General features: G+C 43.4%; 21 protein-coding genes. 4 read left to right on the top strand and 17 right to left on the bottom strand.

Annotated features, from left to right (window positions below):
* Position 1: 1 nt before the first annotated feature.
* A complete protein-coding gene (locus NHB35_RS01375) occupies positions 2-847 on the bottom strand; it encodes an undecaprenyl-diphosphate phosphatase (RefSeq protein WP_353432587.1) in 846 nt (281 codons plus the stop codon).
* Between the two features lie 117 nt (positions 848-964).
* Between NHB35_RS01375 and NHB35_RS01370 the strand changes: the two genes are divergently transcribed.
* Positions 965-2,590 carry a TolC family protein gene (locus NHB35_RS01370; RefSeq protein ID WP_353432586.1) on the top strand — a complete coding sequence of 542 codons (1,626 nt, stop codon included), beginning with the start codon at positions 965-967 and terminating at the stop codon, positions 2,588-2,590.
* Here the strand turns inward: NHB35_RS01370 and waaC are convergent.
* Genes waaC through rfbB form a run of 5 tightly spaced genes read right to left on the bottom strand, consistent with a single transcriptional unit; the run spans position 2,571 to position 7,180 of the window.
* A complete protein-coding gene (waaC, locus tag NHB35_RS01365) occupies positions 2,571-3,617 on the bottom strand; it encodes a lipopolysaccharide heptosyltransferase I (RefSeq protein ID WP_353432585.1) in 1,047 nt (348 codons plus the stop codon). The two genes, NHB35_RS01370 and waaC, sit on opposite strands and share 20 nt — an antisense overlap.
* Positions 3,614-4,192, bottom strand: a complete 579-nt coding sequence (gene rfbC, locus NHB35_RS01360; protein ID WP_353432584.1) for a dTDP-4-dehydrorhamnose 3,5-epimerase — start codon at positions 4,190-4,192, stop codon at positions 3,614-3,616. The genes waaC and rfbC overlap by 4 nt, the downstream gene beginning before the upstream one ends.
* The gene (gene rfbA / locus NHB35_RS01355) at positions 4,192-5,130 is read right to left on the bottom strand and encodes a glucose-1-phosphate thymidylyltransferase RfbA (protein ID WP_353432583.1); all 939 of its coding nucleotides are present in this window, start codon (positions 5,128-5,130) and stop codon (positions 4,192-4,194) included. Before rfbA ends, rfbC begins: the two co-directional genes overlap by 1 nt.
* Before the next feature lie 33 nt (positions 5,131-5,163).
* On the bottom strand, positions 5,164-6,105 hold the full coding sequence (gene rfbD, locus NHB35_RS01350; RefSeq protein WP_353432582.1) for a dTDP-4-dehydrorhamnose reductase: 942 nt from the start codon (positions 6,103-6,105) through the stop codon (positions 5,164-5,166).
* Between the two features lie 13 nt (positions 6,106-6,118).
* The gene (gene rfbB / locus NHB35_RS01345; RefSeq protein ID WP_353432581.1) at positions 6,119-7,180 is read right to left on the bottom strand and encodes a dTDP-glucose 4,6-dehydratase; all 1,062 of its coding nucleotides are present in this window, start codon (positions 7,178-7,180) and stop codon (positions 6,119-6,121) included.
* A gap of 36 nt (positions 7,181-7,216) precedes the next feature.
* Here rfbB and NHB35_RS01340 point away from each other — a divergent pair, with 36 nt between their 5' ends.
* Positions 7,217-8,176 (top strand): glycosyltransferase family 10, encoded by a 960-nt coding sequence (locus NHB35_RS01340; protein WP_353432580.1) that lies wholly within the window; start codon positions 7,217-7,219, stop codon positions 8,174-8,176.
* On the opposite strand, the gene NHB35_RS01335 is transcribed toward NHB35_RS01340, so the two are convergent.
* From NHB35_RS01335 to NHB35_RS01300, 8 genes are all read right to left on the bottom strand, one after another.
* A complete protein-coding gene (locus NHB35_RS01335; RefSeq protein WP_353432579.1) occupies positions 8,177-8,908 on the bottom strand; it encodes a glycosyltransferase family 25 protein in 732 nt (243 codons plus the stop codon). It abuts the gene before it with no gap.
* 8 nt (positions 8,909-8,916) lie between these two features.
* Positions 8,917-9,816 carry a DUF6492 family protein gene (locus NHB35_RS01330; RefSeq protein ID WP_353432578.1) on the bottom strand — a complete coding sequence of 300 codons (900 nt, stop codon included), beginning with the start codon at positions 9,814-9,816 and terminating at the stop codon, positions 8,917-8,919.
* Between the two features lie 9 nt (positions 9,817-9,825).
* A complete protein-coding gene (locus NHB35_RS01325) occupies positions 9,826-11,178 on the bottom strand; it encodes a glycosyltransferase (RefSeq protein WP_353432577.1) in 1,353 nt (450 codons plus the stop codon).
* A gap of 12 nt (positions 11,179-11,190) precedes the next feature.
* Positions 11,191-12,156, bottom strand: coding sequence for an aspartate carbamoyltransferase catalytic subunit (locus NHB35_RS01320; protein ID WP_353432576.1), 966 nt, complete (start codon positions 12,154-12,156; stop codon positions 11,191-11,193).
* Positions 12,156-12,656 (bottom strand): bifunctional pyr operon transcriptional regulator/uracil phosphoribosyltransferase PyrR, encoded by a 501-nt coding sequence (gene pyrR / locus NHB35_RS01315; protein WP_353432575.1) that lies wholly within the window; start codon positions 12,654-12,656, stop codon positions 12,156-12,158. The genes NHB35_RS01320 and pyrR overlap by 1 nt, the downstream gene beginning before the upstream one ends.
* A 32-nt stretch (positions 12,657-12,688) precedes the next feature.
* Positions 12,689-13,108 (bottom strand): Holliday junction resolvase RuvX, encoded by a 420-nt coding sequence (gene ruvX / locus NHB35_RS01310; protein WP_353432574.1) that lies wholly within the window; start codon positions 13,106-13,108, stop codon positions 12,689-12,691.
* On the bottom strand, positions 13,101-13,640 hold the full coding sequence (locus NHB35_RS01305; RefSeq protein WP_353433364.1) for a YqgE/AlgH family protein: 540 nt from the start codon (positions 13,638-13,640) through the stop codon (positions 13,101-13,103). Before NHB35_RS01305 ends, ruvX begins: the two co-directional genes overlap by 8 nt.
* A gap of 114 nt (positions 13,641-13,754) precedes the next feature.
* Entirely contained in the window at positions 13,755-14,573 is an 819-nt protein-coding gene (locus tag NHB35_RS01300; RefSeq protein WP_353432573.1) for a YdcF family protein, read from the bottom strand.
* 75 nt (positions 14,574-14,648) lie between these two features.
* Between NHB35_RS01300 and NHB35_RS01295 the strand changes: the two genes are divergently transcribed.
* Together NHB35_RS01295 and NHB35_RS01290 are read left to right on the top strand one after the other, a co-directional pair.
* Positions 14,649-16,121 carry a deoxyribodipyrimidine photo-lyase gene (locus tag NHB35_RS01295; RefSeq protein WP_353432572.1) on the top strand — a complete coding sequence of 491 codons (1,473 nt, stop codon included), beginning with the start codon at positions 14,649-14,651 and terminating at the stop codon, positions 16,119-16,121.
* Between the two features lie 38 nt (positions 16,122-16,159).
* Positions 16,160-16,999, top strand: coding sequence for a symmetrical bis(5'-nucleosyl)-tetraphosphatase (locus NHB35_RS01290; RefSeq protein ID WP_353432571.1), 840 nt, complete (start codon positions 16,160-16,162; stop codon positions 16,997-16,999).
* Between the two features lie 6 nt (positions 17,000-17,005).
* Here the strand turns inward: NHB35_RS01290 and hemL are convergent, their stop codons facing one another.
* The 3 genes from hemL to NHB35_RS01275 all read right to left on the bottom strand — a co-directional run bounded on the left by hemL (position 17,006) and on the right by NHB35_RS01275 (position 20,054).
* Complete coding sequence (hemL, locus tag NHB35_RS01285; RefSeq protein ID WP_353432570.1) at positions 17,006-18,301, bottom strand: glutamate-1-semialdehyde 2,1-aminomutase; 1,296 nt, start codon at positions 18,299-18,301, stop codon at positions 17,006-17,008.
* A gap of 46 nt (positions 18,302-18,347) precedes the next feature.
* A complete protein-coding gene (locus NHB35_RS01280; RefSeq protein WP_071464595.1) occupies positions 18,348-18,518 on the bottom strand; it encodes a rubredoxin in 171 nt (56 codons plus the stop codon).
* An 81-nt stretch (positions 18,519-18,599) separates the two neighbouring features.
* Positions 18,600-20,054: a class I SAM-dependent RNA methyltransferase gene (locus NHB35_RS01275; RefSeq protein ID WP_353432568.1), complete on the bottom strand. Its 1,455-nt coding sequence runs from the start codon at positions 20,052-20,054 to the stop codon at positions 18,600-18,602.
* Positions 20,055-20,057 lie beyond the last annotated feature (3 nt).

Below are 20,057 nucleotides of genomic sequence, written 5' to 3'. Positions count from 1 at the left end.
ATTAATGTGACCAGGCAATAACGCCACTGTAGGCTGTAATTAGCACCAAAAATCCAAACACGATTCGGTACCAGGCAAACGGAATGAAATTGTGATGCGCCACATAATGAATTAACCAACGCACACAAATAAAGGCAGAAATAAAAGCAGCTACGAATCCAATAACAATGGCAAGACTAAATTCCCCCGAGATAGTAATCGGATTTTTCCAAAGCTTTAGTAGTTCATAAGCCGTCGCACCCCCAATCACCGGGATCGCGAGAAAAAAGGAGAACTCCGTTGCCACCGAACGCGGCAAACCAAATAGCATCCCACCAATAATTGTTGCACCCGAGCGAGATGTGCCCGGAATCAAGGCAGCGCATTGAGCAATACCTACCTTAAGGGCATCTAAATAAGATAGGTCATCTACTGAATGTATGTGGGTATTCGTATTTGTTTTTTTCTCTTGACGACGCTCTGCCCAAAAAATAATTAAGGCCCCAACAATAAAAGCGCTAGCGACTGGAATCGGTGAAAAAAGCACCGCCTTAATATGTTTGCCAAATACAAATCCGAGGCCCATTGCTGGAATGGAAGCAATAATCAGATTGAGCAGGAAACGCCGAGAGCTTGGGCTGCTATTTAGTGACAGAGCCACTTTCAGGAGCTTTTCTCGAAACTCCCAACAAACCGCCAAAATGGCCCCGAACTGAATAATGACCTCGAAGGCCTTACCCCTCTCATCATTGAAATCTAGTAAATCCCCAGCCAATATCAGGTGGCCAGTGCTAGAGATAGGTAAAAACTCCGTCAGCCCCTCAACAACCCCCAGGATAACCGCTTTCAGTAACAATATAAGATCCATGGGGCAAATTTTATAGGGTTGTCAAAGCAAAACACTTATTTGGCAAAATAAAGCTCAAATTACCGCTCATGGTCATTTAGCCTTAAACTTCATGCACTTTTAGAATTGATGAATTTAATGACTCCAAGCCGCTTTCGCCCCTCTAGACTGACCGTACTCGGTCTCATACTGGGGCAGGCACTCGGCCTTAGCTCATGGCAGCCATTAGCCCTAGCGCAAAGCCCTAATGCCGCAGCAAAGCCGGCTCTTCCGATGCCGGTCAGCACTTCATCATTAATTGGTTTAGAGCAACCGCCACAGATTGCACCTCCACCAAGCAAGCCAGCATTACCTACGAGCGCTGCCCCATCGAGCGTGAATGACAATACCCTAAATGCGCAGAAGGGGCAATTTAGCGACTTGATTCAGCTATACCAAGACGCAGCATTTAGCGACCCCGTATTGAATGCTGCGCGGTTTAATTACCAAGCGAGCAAAGAACTCTACTGGCAAGGCCTTTCTTTGCTCTTACCACAAGCCAATGCCACACCTGGTGGGACACGCTATTACCAGCATGGCGTGGGTCAAACTGTAGTCTCAGCTGGTCCAGGTAATTCGCGCGTCTTCGATCAAAAGAACTATACGGTTACTCTCACCCAACCAGTTTTTAATTTGGGTGCGCTAGAAGCATTTAAGCAAGGTGACCTCAATACCAAAATTGCTGATATGCGCTTTTACTTAGCGCAGCAAGACCTTATCATTCGGGTATCTCAAGCTTATTTTGATGCGCTCACCAGCCAAGATAATGTCGAGCTATATCGCAATAAAAAAGGTCTTATCAAGCAACAGTTAGATGCTGCACAGGCTAAATTTGATGCTGGCCTAGCTACGATTGTGGATGTGAATACTGCTCAAGCCGCGCTTGACCTAGCCAACTCCCAAGAGATCGCCGCTCAAGCAGATCTCGTAGTGAAAAAAGGCGCCCTAGAGCAACTTGTTGGTCATCCTGTTGGACCATTACGCCCCCTTGTTAAAGAAGCAAAAATTGATGGTGTTCTTAAAGATCCGCGCTCGAAGAGCAAAGACTCCAAAGGAAACCCTATTGCGGAAAGCGTGAACCCGCAATTGCCTCCAGGACAAACCTTAGAAGACTGGATTAATCAAGCAGAAAGCGCAAACTTTAACGTACTGGCTAACCAACTTTCGGTTAGCTTGGCTGAGAGCACCTATCGCGCATCTCAGGCGTTGAATTACCCATCCATCAATTTGGTTGGAACGGCGGGCTATAACACTTCTAATGGCACGCCCAATAGCTACACACCTGCGAACACCAATGTGTACAACAATACTGTTGCCCTACAGATGAATATTCCTTTGGTATCTGGTGGATTCAATAGCGCTGTTATCCGACAAAACGCTGCTTTGGTAGATGCTGCCAAAGCGAATTACGACAATGCACGCCGCACTGCCGCACAAAATACCCGCACGGCATTTACCGGTTTTTATGGTGGCTTAGCGAGCGTAAAAGCATTTGAGGCGGCTGAGCGTTCATCAAGCTCTGCGCTGGAATCTAGCAAGTTAGGCTTTCAGGTGGGAACCTTAATTAATATTGATGTCTTGATTGCCTTAGATACTTTAATTACCACTCGCTCGCAATTGCAGCAGGCTCGATACAACACCATTCTGAATGCCATCAGATTGAAGGCTCACGCAGCGGCCTTAACTGACGAAGATTTAATTGCGATTAATTCTTTGCTGCGTTGAGTAGCCCTAAAGAAGCATCGAGAGCTTCTTTGACTTCTGGCGGTTTTTGCATATCGCCTATATTCCTAATCTTATTGGACCAATATCCTTCTGTTTTCCAACGAGGCGAATCGCAATAAATTTCAACAGTAGGTTTATTCAATACCGCGGCCAAATGGGTTAAGCCCGTATCAACACCAACCACTAAACTTGAATTTGCGATAACTGAAAAAGCTTCTTCAATAGAAAATGCATTCGGCACTAATGAATTTGGAATTTGAGAAGCAAGCGCATTACTGATCGTTTGCTCAGAAGTATTTCCCCATGGGAGAACAACTTGATATCCCAATTTTGAGAGCTCGATTCCCAATTCAACCCAATGAGCATTAACCCAACGCTTAGCCTCTCGAGCAGTTGAATGAAAAAACAAAATGTATGGATGCTTCAGTCCTGCAATATGGATATTTCCAAAGGAACCTTCAAAGCCAGCAGGATAAAACTGGACCTGCTGACCTCTCCCAATGAGAGGCCAATCTAGAGCTGAACAGGTGACATATCGAGCCCGATCTACAGCATGACACTGAAACGGGACTTGAGCAGACTTATTATAAAAAGCTCGTGCGATTGGCTCATACCCTGAGTACTCTGTGGCATTAGCCAATCCAGAAACTACAGCACCAGAGTTCTTTTTAGCAAAAGCGCAAACAAGAGCAGACTTCAGCAGACCCTGGGTTTCAATAATAATGTCATAACTTACAGCTTGAAGTTCATTTTTAAAGGCAAAAAACTCTCTCCATGAATTAGCACTTAGAAGTGATTTTTTCCAACGACGCAAACCAAATGGAATAATGCGATCAATTCCTCGAAAACCATCTTTAGTGAGGAGAGGGGTGAGCAAATTGACATATGCTTCTTCAACAACCCAATCAATTTGAGCATCAGGTATACGTGAACGTATATCCCAAACTATTGGAAGGTTATGAAGCACATCCCCCAAAGAAGATAGTTTTACCAAGAGTATTTTTGGGCTAGCGCTTGAGTTATTCATTCAAACTTTGGGGCCTTTTCCCAAGAAAGGCCCGCAGCATCCTTAGCATTCAAAGTCGGCTGGGCCCCTGATCCTAAAGGCCATTGAATTCCAACTACCGGATCATCCCAAGCCAAGCAGACCTCGCTTTGAGGGTGATAGTAATCAGTGGTTTTATATAAGAACTCGGCTGTTGGTGAAAGCACTAAAAACCCGTGAGCCAAACCTTCTGGTATCCAGAGTTGCTTGTGATTGTCTGCGCTCAGCTCTACTCCAACCCACTTCCCAAAGCTGGGAGAACTTTTTCTAAGATCTACAGCCACATCATAAACAGCGCCAGAAACTACTCTCACCAACTTACCTTGTGTCTTTTCTAACTGATAGTGCATTCCCCGCAAAGTCGATTGACGAGAAAATGAATGGTTATCTTGAACAAAAGCTATATTCAAGCCAGTTGCATCAGAAAAGTCTTGCGCATTAAATGATTCTGTAAACCAACCACGCTCATCACCAAAGACTTTTGGCTCGATTACCAAAACATCCGGTATTGCGGTAGGTGTTACTAAAATTTTGGGATGTGGCTTTGAATGGGGCATTAATTAGCCCTCTTTTGCAATAGAGAAATAGGCTGAGCACCACTTCTCATCTCATTCAAAATTTTGACCAAATACTGACCATAACTATTTTTACTCAGCTGGGTTGCCACTTTATGAACGGCTTCTGCATCAATCCAGCCCTGACGGAATGCAATCTCTTCAGGGCAAGCAACCATAAGACCTTGGCGTTTTTGCAGGGTAGCTATAAAACCTGCTGCATCCAGTAGGGAATCGTGAGTGCCGGTATCTAGCCAGGCAAATCCACGACCCATGATTTCTACACTGAGCTGGTCCTTTGTAAGATATGCACGATTGACATCCGTAATTTCTAGCTCGCCACGTGCACTTGGCATAATCGAGGCAGCAATGTCGCAAACCTGATTATCGTAAAAATACAAGCCGGTAACAGCATAATTACTTTTAGGTTTAGCAGGCTTCTCTTCAATGGATTTAGCCTTGTAATGTTGATCAAACTCAACTACACCATAACGCTCAGGGTCCGTAACGTGATATGCGAAGACTGTTGCCCCGTGCTGACGCTGGTCAGCACTTGCTAAGTTTCCTACCAGCTCATGCCCATGAAAAATATTATCTCCCAGAACTAAAGCGCTGGGATTATTCCCAACAAAGCTCTTCCCTAGAATAAATGCTTGCGCCAAACCATCTGGAGAGGGTTGAACGCAATATTGGATATTGAGGCCCCACTGAGAGCCATCACCGAGTAACTCTGTAAATCTTGGTGTGTCATGCGGCGTAGAGATTAGCAAGATCTCACGAATGCCTGCAAGCATAAGTGTGGTTAATGGGTAATACACCATTGGCTTGTCGTAGACAGGCATGAGCTGCTTAGAAACGGCTTGGGTGACGGGGTATAGGCGAGTCCCAGAGCCTCCAGCCAAAATGATGCCTTTGCGATTTTTTAAAAGGCTAGTAGCCATTTTTACCCTCATAGACTGGAATAAAGCAAAACGTCAAATACACGATAAATTTTTGACGTATGCAATTACTTGCTCATCCCACGGTTGATACCAATGGGGTAATTTTGACATAAGACCCAGGCGCTCTAGCTCAGTTTGAAGCTTTACTCTAGATAGACGAGAATTCATTGGCCTTGGAGCAGGCAGGGGGTACTCTGAGGCCGGAATCGGAGTAATGCTGTCCAGATCTACTTGTAAAGGCAGTCCAGCATCTTTTGCCACTTGAGTTGCCAGACATGCTAGACCATACCAATTAGTCTCTCCTTGTGGGACGGCATGATAAACACCAGAATTAAATTTTCTTTGGTTACTTCCATCCAGAACCAAATGCATAGCTACGTCTGCCAACCATGATGCGCTTGTGGGAACGCCATACTGGTCGCTAATGACTCGTAAAGCTGACCGATCTTTTGCCAATCGTAATATCGTTCTGATGAAGTTGCTGCCGTCGCCATATACCCAGCTAGTCCTCAGAATGGCATATTGACCCGCTTTACTTTTAGCAAAAGCTTTAATGATTGCTTGCTCACCCGCTTCTTTTGACTTCCCATAAACGCCGAGCGGATTAGTGATATCCAATTCTAAATATGCATCTTGTTTTGAACCATCGAATACATAATCCGTTGAAAAATGAAGCAATGTAGAACCATGCTGTGCAGCATACTTAGCCATGATTTCAGGGGCAGATGCATTAATTGCAAAGGCTAAATCAACTTCTGTTTCAGCTTTATCTACTGCAGTATAAGCAGCAGCGTTAATAATTAAATTTGGCTCAAAAGAATTTAGTACTTTAGTAATTTGGCTGGCATCACTCAAATCACATTCAGAGCGTCCAACAAACATGAAATTATTTTCTGATCGACCCAAAGAATTCTGAAATTGCTCCAGGAAAGCCTTACCCAACTGACCATCTTTACCAAAAACCAGAATATTCATTAGTTAATAGTGATTAGTTACGGTACTGCTTATCGAGCCAGTCACGATATGAGCCGGTAGTTACTCCTTCAACCCATTCTGAGTTATTCAAATACCATTCAACTGTCTTACGAATACCAGTCTCAAAAGTTTCTGCAGGACGCCACCCCAACTCATTTTCAATCTTGCTAGCATCAATAGCATAGCGTCGATCGTGACCAGGTCGATCTTTGACAAAAGTGATCTGATCTGCATAAGATTTTTTATCAGCACGGGGTTTAAGCTCATCAAGAATATTACAGATAGTTTTAACCACATCGATATTCGCCTTCTCATTCCAGCCGCCGATGTTATAAGTCTCCCCTAAGCGTCCACGAGCCAATACTTCACGAATAGCCGAACAATGATCGCCAACATACAACCAATCACGAATCTGCTGTCCATCACCATAAATTGGCAACGACTTACCATTTATGGCATTTAGAATAACCAAGGGAATTAATTTTTCCGGAAAATGATAAGGGCCATAATTATTTGAGCAATTGGTTGTGACTACCGGAAGACCATAGGTATGAAACCAAGCCCGCACCAGATGATCCGAAGCAGCCTTAGATGCTGAGTATGGGCTATTTGGCTCATACGGATTGGTCTCTTTAAATGCAGGATCCGAGGAAGATAGGGAACCATAGACCTCATCTGTCGAGACATGATGAAAACGAAACTGCTCTTTTTGCTCCTCTTGAAGAGAGCTCCAATATTCACGAGCACAGTCTAATAAATTAAAGGTACCAACAATATTAGTTTGGATAAATTCTGAAGGGCCATGAATGGATCGGTCTACATGGCTTTCTGCTGCAAAATTAATGATTGCTCGTGGACGATGCTTTTTTAGTAAGCTTAAAACCAGATCCCCGTCACCAATATCGCCACAAATGAATTGATGCCGTGAATCATGCTTTAAAGAAGCTAATGTTGCTAAATTACCAGCATAAGTAAGCTTATCAAGGTTGATAATACCCTCTGCGTTGGCATCTGATAGCCAGTTGAGCACAAAATTACCGCCAATAAATCCAGCACCACCGGTTACCAAAATCATATTCACCATCCCTTTAGTGGGATTATCATGTAATTCATGCCTAAGCTCAAACCCTTCAAACTTGCCGCCCAAGGTGTTGCAAAAGACTTCCAGACTTCACTGTTTCCAGCAATCCTTAGAAGTTTAGGGTATGAACCAGTTTGGACAAACCTAAACAATTGCAGCTTGTTGATAGTGGGCCCATTTTTAGAAGAAAAGAAACGCTTTAATTGGGTTCCAAAGCCATTTAGGTCGGCTATTTCGAAATCCAAAAATGGCGCAAATCATCAGAACAGGAAACATCAGGGCCCGCCTACGCTTCTGATTACAGGGGAGAATGTGAGACATGATTTTCAAAAGTGTGACTTTGCAATCTCTTTTGATCTTGGGGTAATAGCATCCAATCATTTTCGAATGCCCTACTGGATGGAAATGGTAGATTGGTCTCATGAAGGTGTAACCGGAAATTTAAATCCGCGCTATGGATGTCTACTGAGCCTTGAAAGGCTTTTGCAGCCACTAGGAAATGATTTTTTAGCGAGGCCTCAAAAGGCCGCAATCTTTGCCTCCCACCTCAGGGAACCACGGCAGACGCTACTAAATATTGTCAAAAAACACATTGAGGTAATTCAATATGGGCGCACTTTTGATTCAAAGATAAAAAATCACTTAGAAAGCGGCATCGTAAAATACGACGAGCTGAAAAGAGTTGCATTTAATTTATGCCCTGAAAATGGTATGTATCCAGGGTATTACACAGAAAAAATTCCTGAGGCATTTATGGCTGGCTGCCTACCAATCACTTGGGCAGACGAAAATGTGAAAGCAGACTTCAACCCAAATGCCTTCATTAATCTTGCACCGATGTCTTACAATAATTTCGCTGGGCTAAATGAAATTTTGCATTCCCAAAAATTGCTGAGTGCATACGCCAATGAAACACTTTTACTCAAAAAACCTTCATTAGATCAATTAAAGATATTTATCAAAGATTTAATTGATCAAGTACTAAGTTAATTAGCCCCTAGGGAACCAAGGACTCGGACTCACAAGACGATCAATGGCCCTGGCGAATGATCGCAAACGCTTTTTATGCCCCTTAATTGGCTGACGCTCATTTCGGTCATCAATAGTTGACTTAGCTCTAGTAATATCAACAGGGTATGGCCGTATAGCCAAAAAACTTAAACCGTGCTTTTGGTGATGCTCCAAAAAATGATCGACAGGCTCAAAAATTTCAGATGAAGCATCAATTAGCTTTTTAGCAATTTCAGGCTTAATCCAATATGCAGTTGCACCTACGGCATCACCTAAATTTTTAGCAATACTTGAGCCACCTATCTCACCCAAAACCCGGAAGGGAACCTCATACAAACCTTGTAGCCGAACAAAATCTAATTTTTCATTGTTCAGAAGGTAAGAAACTACCATATGAAAATTTGGCATCAACACAAAATCATCCTCAAAGATAAGTGTCGGAATATTTTTCTCAACACAATGCTTCCATGCCTCTTTATGGGATAAGTAGCAACCTATTTCGTTAGCCGTTAAATCATGGCCAAGAAGCCATCGCACCTTATGAGACTTATATTCTATGGGTGGATTTTTCAACGCAGAACCGTCCACTGCGTTTAAAAAAGACCAGGATAATGAGGTTTTTTTCATTTCCTGTTCAACCTTAGCTCTACGGTCCACCGATCTTTCTAGGGAAATTACTAAGATTTGAATAGGTAGGGAGGTAGCAGTCATATGGTTAATTAAATATAACTCTGTAGGTAGCGCAAGAAACTTTTAGCCCTTTTATTTAGCCTAGACAAGAATGGCTTATTTGGGATGCCGTAATCCATTCCAGACTCCCAATTAGATTGATATATCAGCCCCAAATAGTTGCTAGCCAGTTTTTTTGGGGTTTCCCCTAACCTGCGCAGTAAAAAAAACTGCCAGTCATAGTAATAAATTCTAAATAACTGCTCTATTGGATGCAAAGGAATTGCTTGATAATTTAGCAAAGCTTCTAGATATAACAAAGTCTCTGGATGGCTCTCGGTCGATATATCCCAAAAGTTTATGCCTCTTGGTTTTAGAAACTGCTCATCAAGAGATTTCCATACCTTTCCTGACCATATAAACGGTGGGCACGGGCAATAGTAATTCGGGCCGCTTCGACCAAAGAGAGTTTTTACTGCGCTGCCTTCAGCCTCAAGATTACGAACGATTTTTGAATGGTTTCGATTAGTTGCTAGCTGAAAGAATTCCTTATTTTGATAAATAACGGTATAAGGATTGCCATCGGGAGCCAAAAAATCAGATCGAAAAAAAGGTTTTATAAATACGCAATCGGAGTCCAAGCAAACATAATTATCAGAGATACCAAGTCTCCAAAATTCTGATTTGATTGCCTGCTGCGACAAACCGCCAGATCGAGTCTTCTCAATATTTTTGGGTACGACTGGATTTGAAGATACTATAGATTCATCAGATATCCAGTAATAGTATTTATCGCCAAGTACAGAAAGTAAATCTTGGTACTGATCTTCTGGCGTAGAGATATAAAACGAAATTTGATCTTGATTAAATTGATTAATCGACTCCAGCAAGCGCTTTAAGCGAAGAAAATCTCTTCGATAAGACTTGCAGTAGAGAACTATATCTTTCAAAGAGGGTTCCTAGGTGTTTTTATATATTTGATTAAGTATTTTATATGCTGCCTGATCTACACCAATCGGACCCCACTTCGGCTCAATGAGTTGTTTAGATTGCCAATCAAGCCAAATTCTCTCGAGGGCCATTACGATACCCATTTCATCTCCTTCATGGCTAAGATAGGCGCACTGATCCTCTAGCATCTTATCTAACTGGGAATTTCTATGGGTAATTCCCCAAATAGGTCTGCCACTCCATAAATATTCATAGAATTTTGAAGGAATATATTCGGCACACCACTCATCATTTCCATGCAGTAGGATCAAAACATCAGCAGATTGCATTTTTTCAATCACCCGCTCTCGTCCAGACTTTCCAGAAAGAGGATCTTTTTCTAAACGACCATGCGCCTGTAGCACCGTTTCAAATCCAAACGCTTTAATGGCCTCAGTCGTCAAAGAATCCAGTAGAGCGCCATATGCATGAATACGAATTAGCTCTTTGGCTTCAGGATATTTAGAAATGAGTGGAACCAAGGCCTTCAGAATAATTGATAGAGAACGATCATTGGCCAAAGAACCGAAGTGACATAAATTCAAGAAATTAGAGTAGACATGGACTTGTTTAGATGTAAGACCCCCTGGAGGCTCAGCACCTGGAAGTACCATAAACCCATGTGCGTTATTTGCTGTATTTAGATTAGGATTTCGCACCTTTGCGTAATGCAACGCGCCATCAGTAAACCACCAAACCAAGTCAGAGTCTTTGCAAATTCTCTTTTCTAATTGTTGACGAAATTGTGCATCTCTACTCTTGGGCTTCTCAAACCCCTGATCATCAGGACTTTTGCGAATGACTAATGGATCGTGGATCTCAACAATCAAAGGCAATCCCGTGCACTTCTTTAACCAAAGTCCCGCAAGATGAGCTGACCAAGCCCCGCCAGTTGAATAGATTAGATCTACTTTATTCGCGCGAATTAATCCTAAGCCATGGATAAATGCAGGCATTGCCCATGACCACTGACTCGAATAGCCCAAAATTAATTTTTCCAAACCAATCAACGGGGCTAGCAGAATGGAAACTGTCCTGGTGAGAAGCTTATATGTGAGGCCGCGACCATATTTGTTGGCAATCCAATGACGAAAGTCAAAACGAAAAGCGGCGGGTCCCCAAGCCAAAAATTGATAATGCGGAAATCGTTGATCTTTTATACCAGTTATGGCACTAAAGACGATTGGCTCTACACCAGCCTCTAAAAAATAGGGAATTTTGTCGGTAATCGTTTGACTGGATGCGCGGCCATCCATATTGAAGCCATGCGACAAAACTAGCCATCGCTTCTTTTGTCCCACAATATGAGTTTGCGTACCCACAAGTAAGGTCTATTAGTTACCAGCCACAATTGACATCACGGCCATGCGGACCGCTATGCCAAACGTAACTTGATTCAAGATCACTGATTGAGGGCCATCTGCTACTGCTGAGTCGATTTCGACACCGCGATTCATGGGGCCAGGATGCATCACGATTGCATCAGATTTAGCAAGCGCAAGACGTGTAGGTGTGAGGCCATATTGCTTGAAGAATGCAGCGCCTTCAGGTACTTGACCTGCTTCCATGCGCTCTTTCTGGATGCGTAAGGTCATCACCACATCAACATCTTTGAGACCCTCTTCCATGCTATGAAAGACCTTAACACCCAACATGTCCAAATCACTTGGAAGCAAACTCTCTGGACCAATTGCGCGAATGTCTTCACACCCCAAAGTGGTAAGGGCGTGAATATTGGATTTAGCCACCCGGCTGTGCACAATATCACCAACAATTGCTACTTTTAAGCCTTTGAAGTTCTGCTTGAAGTGACGCATCGTATACATATCAAGCAAGCCCTGCGTGGGGTGCTGATGACTACCATCGCCAGCATTCACAACATGGACATGAGCAGGAATATGATTGGCAATTTCAATTGGCGCCCTTGAAACACTATGGCGAACAACAAAGATATCGGCTTGCATTGCCACAAGATTGTCGATGGTATCTAAAAGACTTTCACCCTTTGCAGTAGATGAAGTAGAAATATCCAAATTAATAACATCGGCAGAAAGGCGTTTGGCAGCGATTTCAAAGGTGGTTCTAGTACGAGTCGAGTTCTCAAAAAACAAATTAAAAACACTTTTTCCTCTTAACAATGGAACCTTTTTTACTTCACGAGAAGGGTCTGTAACGCTCACAAACTGCTGAGCTGTATCTAAGATATGCAGGATCTGCTCTTTTGGCAAACCCTCCAAAGTTAAAAGGTGCGTCAACTCACCAGCAGAATTAAATTGATTTACAAGATTATTGACGCCCATTATTCACGCTCCTCAAGCTGAAAACTCAATTTTCCAGCGGAATCTTTTTCTAAAACCAATATATGTTTATCAGCTACTTCCACTTGCTCACCCACAAAATTTGCTGCAACTGGGAGCTCACGATGACCGCGATCAGCCAGCACCATTAGTTCAACCTGCGCTGGCCTACCAAAATCAAATAATTCATTTAAGGCAGCGCGCACTGTTCTACCGGTAAACAAGACGTCATCAATCAAGATAATATTGGCGCCATTCACCTCAAACGGCAAATGAGTTGTCATGGTGCTCGCAGTGCGTAATGCAGTCATCCCTTTTTCTGCATAATCATCTCGATGAAAAGCCACGTTGATGACCCCATAATGAGGCATACCTAATTCCTTGGCTAAACGCTCCGCAATCCAAGCGCCGCCCATTGCCAGTCCAGCCAACTCAAATGAACCCTGTTGAGCTCTTTTTTTGACAGCTCCTAGCAACTTTTCGTACATCAATTCAGCGTTCATTATTCGTTCCAACACTTCTCGAATTCAAGCAATTATTGTTCCGCAAAATACTGCTCCAAAATGAGGGCAGCAGAGTGCGCATCTAGATTGTCCCGCATCTTTGCATCCCCCTCTAAAACTACCGAAGAATAACGCTCATCTACCCAAGCTACTGGCAGATTGAGCCGTCCGTGTAATTGATTACCAAATCGGATAGCCTTAGCAGTCATCTCATGCTCTACGCCATCAGGATGGAAGGGTCGCCCAACCACCAGTCGATCAGGCTGCCATTCCTTTATTAGCGCCTGAATCTCTGCAAACAAAGCGTCTAAATTTGGCGCAGTAATCGTTTTTAAAGCGCGCCCTGATCGCGTTACCGAGTTTCCGACCGCGACCCCCACACGACGGGTTCCATAATCAAAAGCCATTACCGCAATGGGCTGATTGATCAATGAATCAGACATTTCAGGCATGCCCTGCTTCGCCAGATAGAGAGGATAAATCAAAGCCAAGATGACTAACAGTTCTCTCGTAACGCTGGCTAGATGGAGTATTGAAAATAATTTCCATCATTTGTTCTTTTGATAAGGGCACATTCATCCAGCCATTTAAGGTAATTTCCTCTTCAAGCTGACCAGCGCTCCAACCTGCGTAACCTAATGTCATTAGAAAATTTCTGGGACCATTTCCCAAAGCAACTGCCTCCAGCACATCTTTGGAAGTTGTCATTGTCAAACCTCCAGGAATAATTAGAGAAGAGCTATAGGAAAGATGGGGATTGGATTCATGAAGGACAAAACCACGCTCAATTTGCACAGGTCCGCCAAAATAGACTGGCTGCTCAAGCAATGGCGCGATTTCGAGTTTCAGTTCTATCTTGTCAAATAAAGTAGCTAAATCGACTTCAGTGGGCTTGTTCACCACCAGACCCATTGCACCTCGTTCATTGTGTTCAAACAAGTAAACAACAGAATTTGCAATATTGGGGTCGACCATGCCTGGCATAGCAATCAAGAATTGATTTGCTAAATGATCGGCCGAATAAGATACCCAAGATCCAGGATCTGAATCATGAGGGGCATTTTTGGCCGTAGTCATATGAGGTATTTTACCGAATATCTAGATTTTCCCGGTAATCCAATAGGCCAAAAGTCCGACAAGCTCATGAAATAACTTGTTCCAATTTTGGGCGCCATCGACTAAATCAAACTCAGTCCAGCGAAGGCTTGCTGCTGTCTGAAAGTCGACTGGCATCGAAATGATGGCAATACCTTGCTTTTCAAAGATTCTGGCAGAGCGATACATGTGACTCGCAGAAGTAATCAGTAACCATGGTTTCAAGCTACCAGACTCGTTCTTTTTACCAAATTCTTCAATCATTGGCTTCATGAAAAGAACATTTTCATAGGTATTTCGGGACTGATTCTCATAATGCGCAGTCTTCTCTGTCAGCTCAGTAAGACCCTGTTCTTGAATCAGCTGTTTAAATGCTTCTGATTCTGAAATACCTTTGGGGCTAATGTGACCTGAGTAGCCACTGAAGATAAATGGAATATTTGGATACTTGCGAATCAACTCAAAGGCTTTAGACACTCTTTCGGCAGCAGAGCCAATAGAGATCTCTCCACGATCGACGGCAATCTGACTGCCCTCAATTGCGCCACCCAAGATGATGATTCCACCTAGGTCATTTTCAGAAAGTGTTGCAAGCGAGGTTTTTGGAATAAGCTCCTCGAGATACCTCAAACCCATTTCAGAAGTCGGCAACCAACCGACCACCAACAGATCAAAAAGTGCCAGCAGGAGAAAACGCTTGCAAAGAGCTACCTTCCGCAGGATCAGGAAAATCAGGCTGAAAATAATAAAAAGAATTACCCAATTCAGGGGCTCTATGCAGAACTGCACTACCTTCGAGAGAATAAAAAAGATCGTATCCATTATTGCTTGAAATCTTAACCTTTTTAAATGAGCTCCTCTAAACAATTTTTATCAATTAGCCCTAATATAGGGTCTATGAATAAAGGACTTGTTTGGCTTAGACGCGATCTCCGCTTGTATGACAATGCGGCACTTCACCATGCTCTCGTGAACTGCAAGCAAGTCTGGCTTACCTTCATTTTTGACACTGAAATTCTGAAGCCCCTTTTGCAAGGTGAGCTTGATTCAAAGGGTCTAAAACACGACCGTCGAGTTGACTTTATTTGGCAAGGTATCAAACAGATAGATGAGGAACTTCGACAGCTTGGTGGCGGACTTATTGTCCGTTTTGGCAATCCGACTGAATGTATTCCCCAAATCGCTAAAGAGCTCGGTGTTGATGCCGTCTTCACCAATCACGACTATGAACCTTCCGCAATTCGTAGAGATGAATTAGTCCAGAATTCACTTGAAAAGTTAGGTATTCGATTTGAGACTTTCAAGGATCAGGTGATCTTTGAGAAAAAAGAAATTTTGACCAACTCCAATACGGTCTTTTCAGTATTCACACCTTACAAAAATAATTGGCTCAAGACTCTGCAAGAAAAAGACCTTGCCACTTATAATTGCAATTCAAAGCCAGGGCAATTGGCTCCAGTTCCTAAAAAACTGGATCTAGGGTTGCCTTCTCTAGAGTCGATGGGCTTTTGTTCCACAGGCATTGAAAGCTATCTTCCGCCCGGCTCTCAAGGTGGCCAGCTATTTTTGGAAGACTTTCTGTCACGCATCGATCAATACCAGATTGGAAGGGATTTCCCAGCGGTCAAAGGCGTAAGCTACCTATCCACACATCTTCGCTTTGGGATGCTGTCCATTCGAGGCTTAGTGCGAGAAGCGCATCGTCGGATGTTAGCGGGCAGCATGGGAGCCACTGTTTGGTTAAGCGAACTGATTTGGCGTGACTTTTACTTCATGATTCTTGCTAACCATCCGCGCTTAGCGGAGGGCGTCTCATTCAAGCCTGACTATGACAATATTGTTTGGGAAAGTGGAGCTCAAGCTAAGAAGCTATTCAATGCTTGGTGCGAGGGTAAAACTGGATACCCACTAGTGGATGCAGCAATGCACCAACTGAATCAAACTGGTTATATGCACAATCGTTTGCGCATGGTTGTGGCGAGTTTTCTTACAAAAGATCTCGGTATTGATTGGCGCTGGGGCGAGACCTACTTTGCTGAACATCTAAATGATTTTGAATTCTCATCCAATAATGGTGGCTGGCAATGGGCATCTTCTTCAGGCTGTGATGCTCAGCCCTATTTTAGGATCTTTAATCCTATTACCCAGTCCGAGAAATTTGACTCGGAAGGGAAATTTATCAAACGATACCTACCCCAATTAGAGAAACTCTCTAAGAAGTCGATTCATGCTCCCTGGAAAGCCGGGCATATCGAGCTTGAAAGCGCAGGCATTGTGCTGGGGCGAGACTATCCATACCCCGTGGTTGATCATGATGAGGCACGCAAGAAGACCCTTGTTCGGTATAACGTTGTTAAAAAAGTTAGCTAATCTTGTTCTGACCCTAGCATTCAGATTTAAGATAAGGCATGAGCAAGATCTATGCTGTTGGAGACGTACAAGGGTGCACGCCCCCTCTAAATAACCTCGTTAAAAAACTTCCAAAACAATCAAAAATGATTTTTTTGGGAGACTTGGTCAATCGTGGTCCCGACTCCCTCGGTGCACTTCGTCAACTCAAAGCCTTACAAGAATCTGGTAGAGCAGAATGCATTCTTGGAAATCATGATCTTCACTTGTTAGCAATAGATGCTGGCATTCGTAAAACTCGGGGATTAGATACTGTCGAATCCATTTTAAAAGCCCCTGACCGCAAAGAACTGATTAACTGGGTTCGCAAACGCCCTCTCGCCCTGAGTAATGGCAAGGTTCTCACTGTTCATGCCGGCGTGCTTCCACAATGGGATTTACAGCAAACCATTGAATGCGCACAAGAAGTTGAAAAAGTATTACGCAGTAAATCTTATAAAGACTTCTTAGGGAATATGTATGGCAACACCCCTAATAAATGGAGTAATTCCCTAAAGGGCTATGATCGTTTGCGAGTTATCACAAATGCATTAACCAGAATGCGCTTCTGCACACCCAGCGGAAGAATGGAATTTGAAAGCAAAGAAGGCTTAGAAGAGGGCCCTAAAGGTTATATTCCTTGGTTCAAAGTACCTAAGAGAAAAACACAAAATACTGTGATTTACTTTGGTCATTGGTCTACCTTAGGCCTCTTACGAGAGAACAATGTTGTGGGTCTTGATACTGGCTGCGTATGGGGTGGAAAACTCACTGCTATGGAGATCTCTAACTCCAATAAAGATATGAAATACTCAGAAATCATTCAAGTGGATGGCTACGATCATCCACTCAGAATGTAATAAAAATTACTTTAGCTTTTGAAATGACTTCTCTGCAGCAGTGATAATGGCATTAACGACATTATTATCATGCACAATCGATGTAAATCCAGCCTCATAGGCTGAAGGCGCTAAATACACACCCTCATCAAGCATGAGATGAAAAAATTTCTTGAAGGCTTCAATATTGGTTTTGGTAACTGCCTCGTATGAATTGGGCACATCCTTAGCAAAATAGAAACCAAACATACCACCAACACTGTCTACTGAAAACGGAATATTTGCTTTATCTGCTGCTTGCTTCAAACCCATCATCAATTTTTCTGTTTGGCCAGTGAGGCATTCAAAGAAACCTTCTCTAGAAATAATCTCGAGTGTTTTAAGGCCGGCAGCTACCGCTACGGGATTACCAGATAATGTTCCAGCCTGATAAACATTACCCAGAGGGGCTAATTTCGACATGATCTCTTTTTTGCCGCCAAAAGCTGCTATTGGCATACCGCCGCCCATCACCTTTCCGAGACAGGTCAAATCAGGTGTAATGCCATGCAATGATTGGGCACCACCAAGGGCCACCCTAAATCCAGTCATGACTTCATCGTAAATTAATACGCTGCCATACTGACTCGTGAAATTACGAATAGCGCTTAAGAATTCCTTGGAAGGCTGAATTAAATTCATATTGCCCGCAATAGGCTCCAGAATGACCGCCGCAATTTGATTTCCCTGCTTTGCAAATACTTCTTCAATTGCCTCAACATTGTTATAAGGCAACACTAAAGTGTGTTTCACTAGATCTTGGGGTACGCCACCAGAAGATGGTGCGTTCTGGGTGGAGTCAGCAAATGTCAATAAACCCGAACCCGCCTTCACTAATAGACTATCGGCATGACCGTGGTAACAACCTTCAAACTTTATAATTAAGTCTCGACCAGTAAAGCCTCGAGCTAGACGCAAAGCACTCATCGTCGCTTCAGTTCCGCTCGAAACCATACGAACCTGCTCAACACTAGGCATCAGTTCACAGATACACTCAGCAAGCTCAATCTCGCCTTCAGTGGGAGCGCCATAACTAAAACTTGTTGTAGCCGCTTTTTGAACAGCTTCAACTACTTCAGGGTTCGCATGACCAACAATCATGGGCCCCCAGGACATAATTAAATCGATGTAACGCTTGTTATCAGCATCCCAAAAATAAGGGCCTTGAGCCTTAGTTATAAAACGGGGTGTACCGCCTACTTGACGAAATGCCCTCACTGGAGAATTCACGCCACCAGGAATCGTTTTCTGCGCGCGTTCAAATAAGACGTCGTTTTGACTCACTATGATCTCAATCTATTTAATTTCTTTGTTATTAGATAGCAAATAATCAAATCGCCATCATTTCAAAATCCTCTTTGCGCGCCCCGCACTCAGGACAAGTCCAATTCATCGGCACATCTTTCCAAAGCGTTCCTGGCGCAATACCTTCATCAGGCAAACCCGCAGCCTCATCATAGACCCAGCCACAAATGAGGCACATGTATGTTTTAAATTCCATCGAGTTATTCTCCTTAATACTGCAATAGAAAAATTGCAGACTCTCAATTTATTTAGTCTATTTTAAAACGCATTCAGGATTTTATTGATCACCCGATTCTTTTATTGCAGGGCGTTTTTGATGCATCTCAAATTTAAATAGTCGACACTCTAAGGGACCATTGAATAAGGGCGTGCGTTTTGACTCTTTAATCCGTAGTTGGCCTGGCAAAGCCATATCAGCGGTCAATACAAAGATATTCCAACCGCCAAAAGCATCTTTAAGATGTTGTCCAAATTGGCGCAAGAACTCAATAAACTTCGGATCTTGCTCTTGTTGGGCTTGAAGCTTCTTTAATGAATCCCGACTAGATCGCTTTGCACTTTGACGACCAGTCTCTAAATTGAGCTCAAATCGGTTTTCTGGCTCACCAGACTCATCCTCGATACTTCTCGTATTGCGATCCTGACCACGACCCCCTTTGATGACTAAACGCTCTCCATAAGGAGGGTTCAATAACATGATGCCCTGAGTATTACCAGGCGGTTTACTTACCATTGCATCGACCTGTCGAACTGGTGCTTGATCTGGTAATTGCGCTCTTTGCCAATTGCCTTTGAACATCGAAACCAACTTCTCGTTAATATCGCTACCGCTAATTCCTAGGGACTGAGCATCTGGATATTGTTTGCGTTTTTCCAGAATCTCATTTAAGGATGACTCTTTGAAACTTGCCCAGCGCTTTTGTTCAGTGGCTTCGTTAAATGGCTTCAGCCTCTGGAAACCAAATCCATCTGAAGAGGTCACTAGTGGACGATAAGCCAATTTGCTAGGCTTAGCACCATCACCATACATCCCAGCCCGAATGCCGCCCGGAGGAATAGCCAACGCCTTTTGCGCTGCTTCAATTAAAAAGGTTCCACTGCCACACATGGGATCGAATAGAGTCTGCCCAGGCTTCCAGCCTGTGATTATCAAAATACCTGCGGCTAAATTTTCTTTTAAGGGAGCATCTCCTTTTTCATCACGCCAACCGCGCTTGAAAAGCGCCTCACCAGAAGTATCCAAATAAATCGTGACATGGGTTGCGGTTAAATGCGCTTGCACCCGAATATCTGGAAAGGTCGTATCAATATTAGGACGATCGCCTGTGACATCTCGCAAACGATCCACAATGGCATCTTTAATCTTCAGAGTTGCAAAATTCAAACTTTTTAACGGTGAGCGGTGTGCAGTTACATCCACCCGTAATGTTTGCTTTGAACTAAACCAATCTTCCCAGGCTAGAACAGAAGCTAATTTATAAAGATCATCTTCATGTCGATAAGGCGCCTGCGCCATTTGCAACAACACTCGACTAGCAATTCTGGAATGCAGGTTCAGGGCCATTGCTGCAGAAAGCGGCCCAGCAAGCCCAATGCCGCCCGTAGGGCTGGTTGGAGTTGGGTCAATAACCCATGCTCCCAAGGCTTTAGCATCTGGACGCTGAGCAATTTCCGCTAGCTCCTGCGCTAGCGGAACTTCTAAACCGCCTGGGCAAACAACAAAAAATCGCATAGG

It is taken from the genome of Polynucleobacter sp. MWH-UH23A (genome assembly GCF_040409805.1).
Classification (GTDB): domain Bacteria; phylum Pseudomonadota; class Gammaproteobacteria; order Burkholderiales; family Burkholderiaceae; genus Polynucleobacter.
Note: the sequence above shows the minus strand (reverse complement) of the source record. Positions and strands in the feature narration are given on the sequence as shown.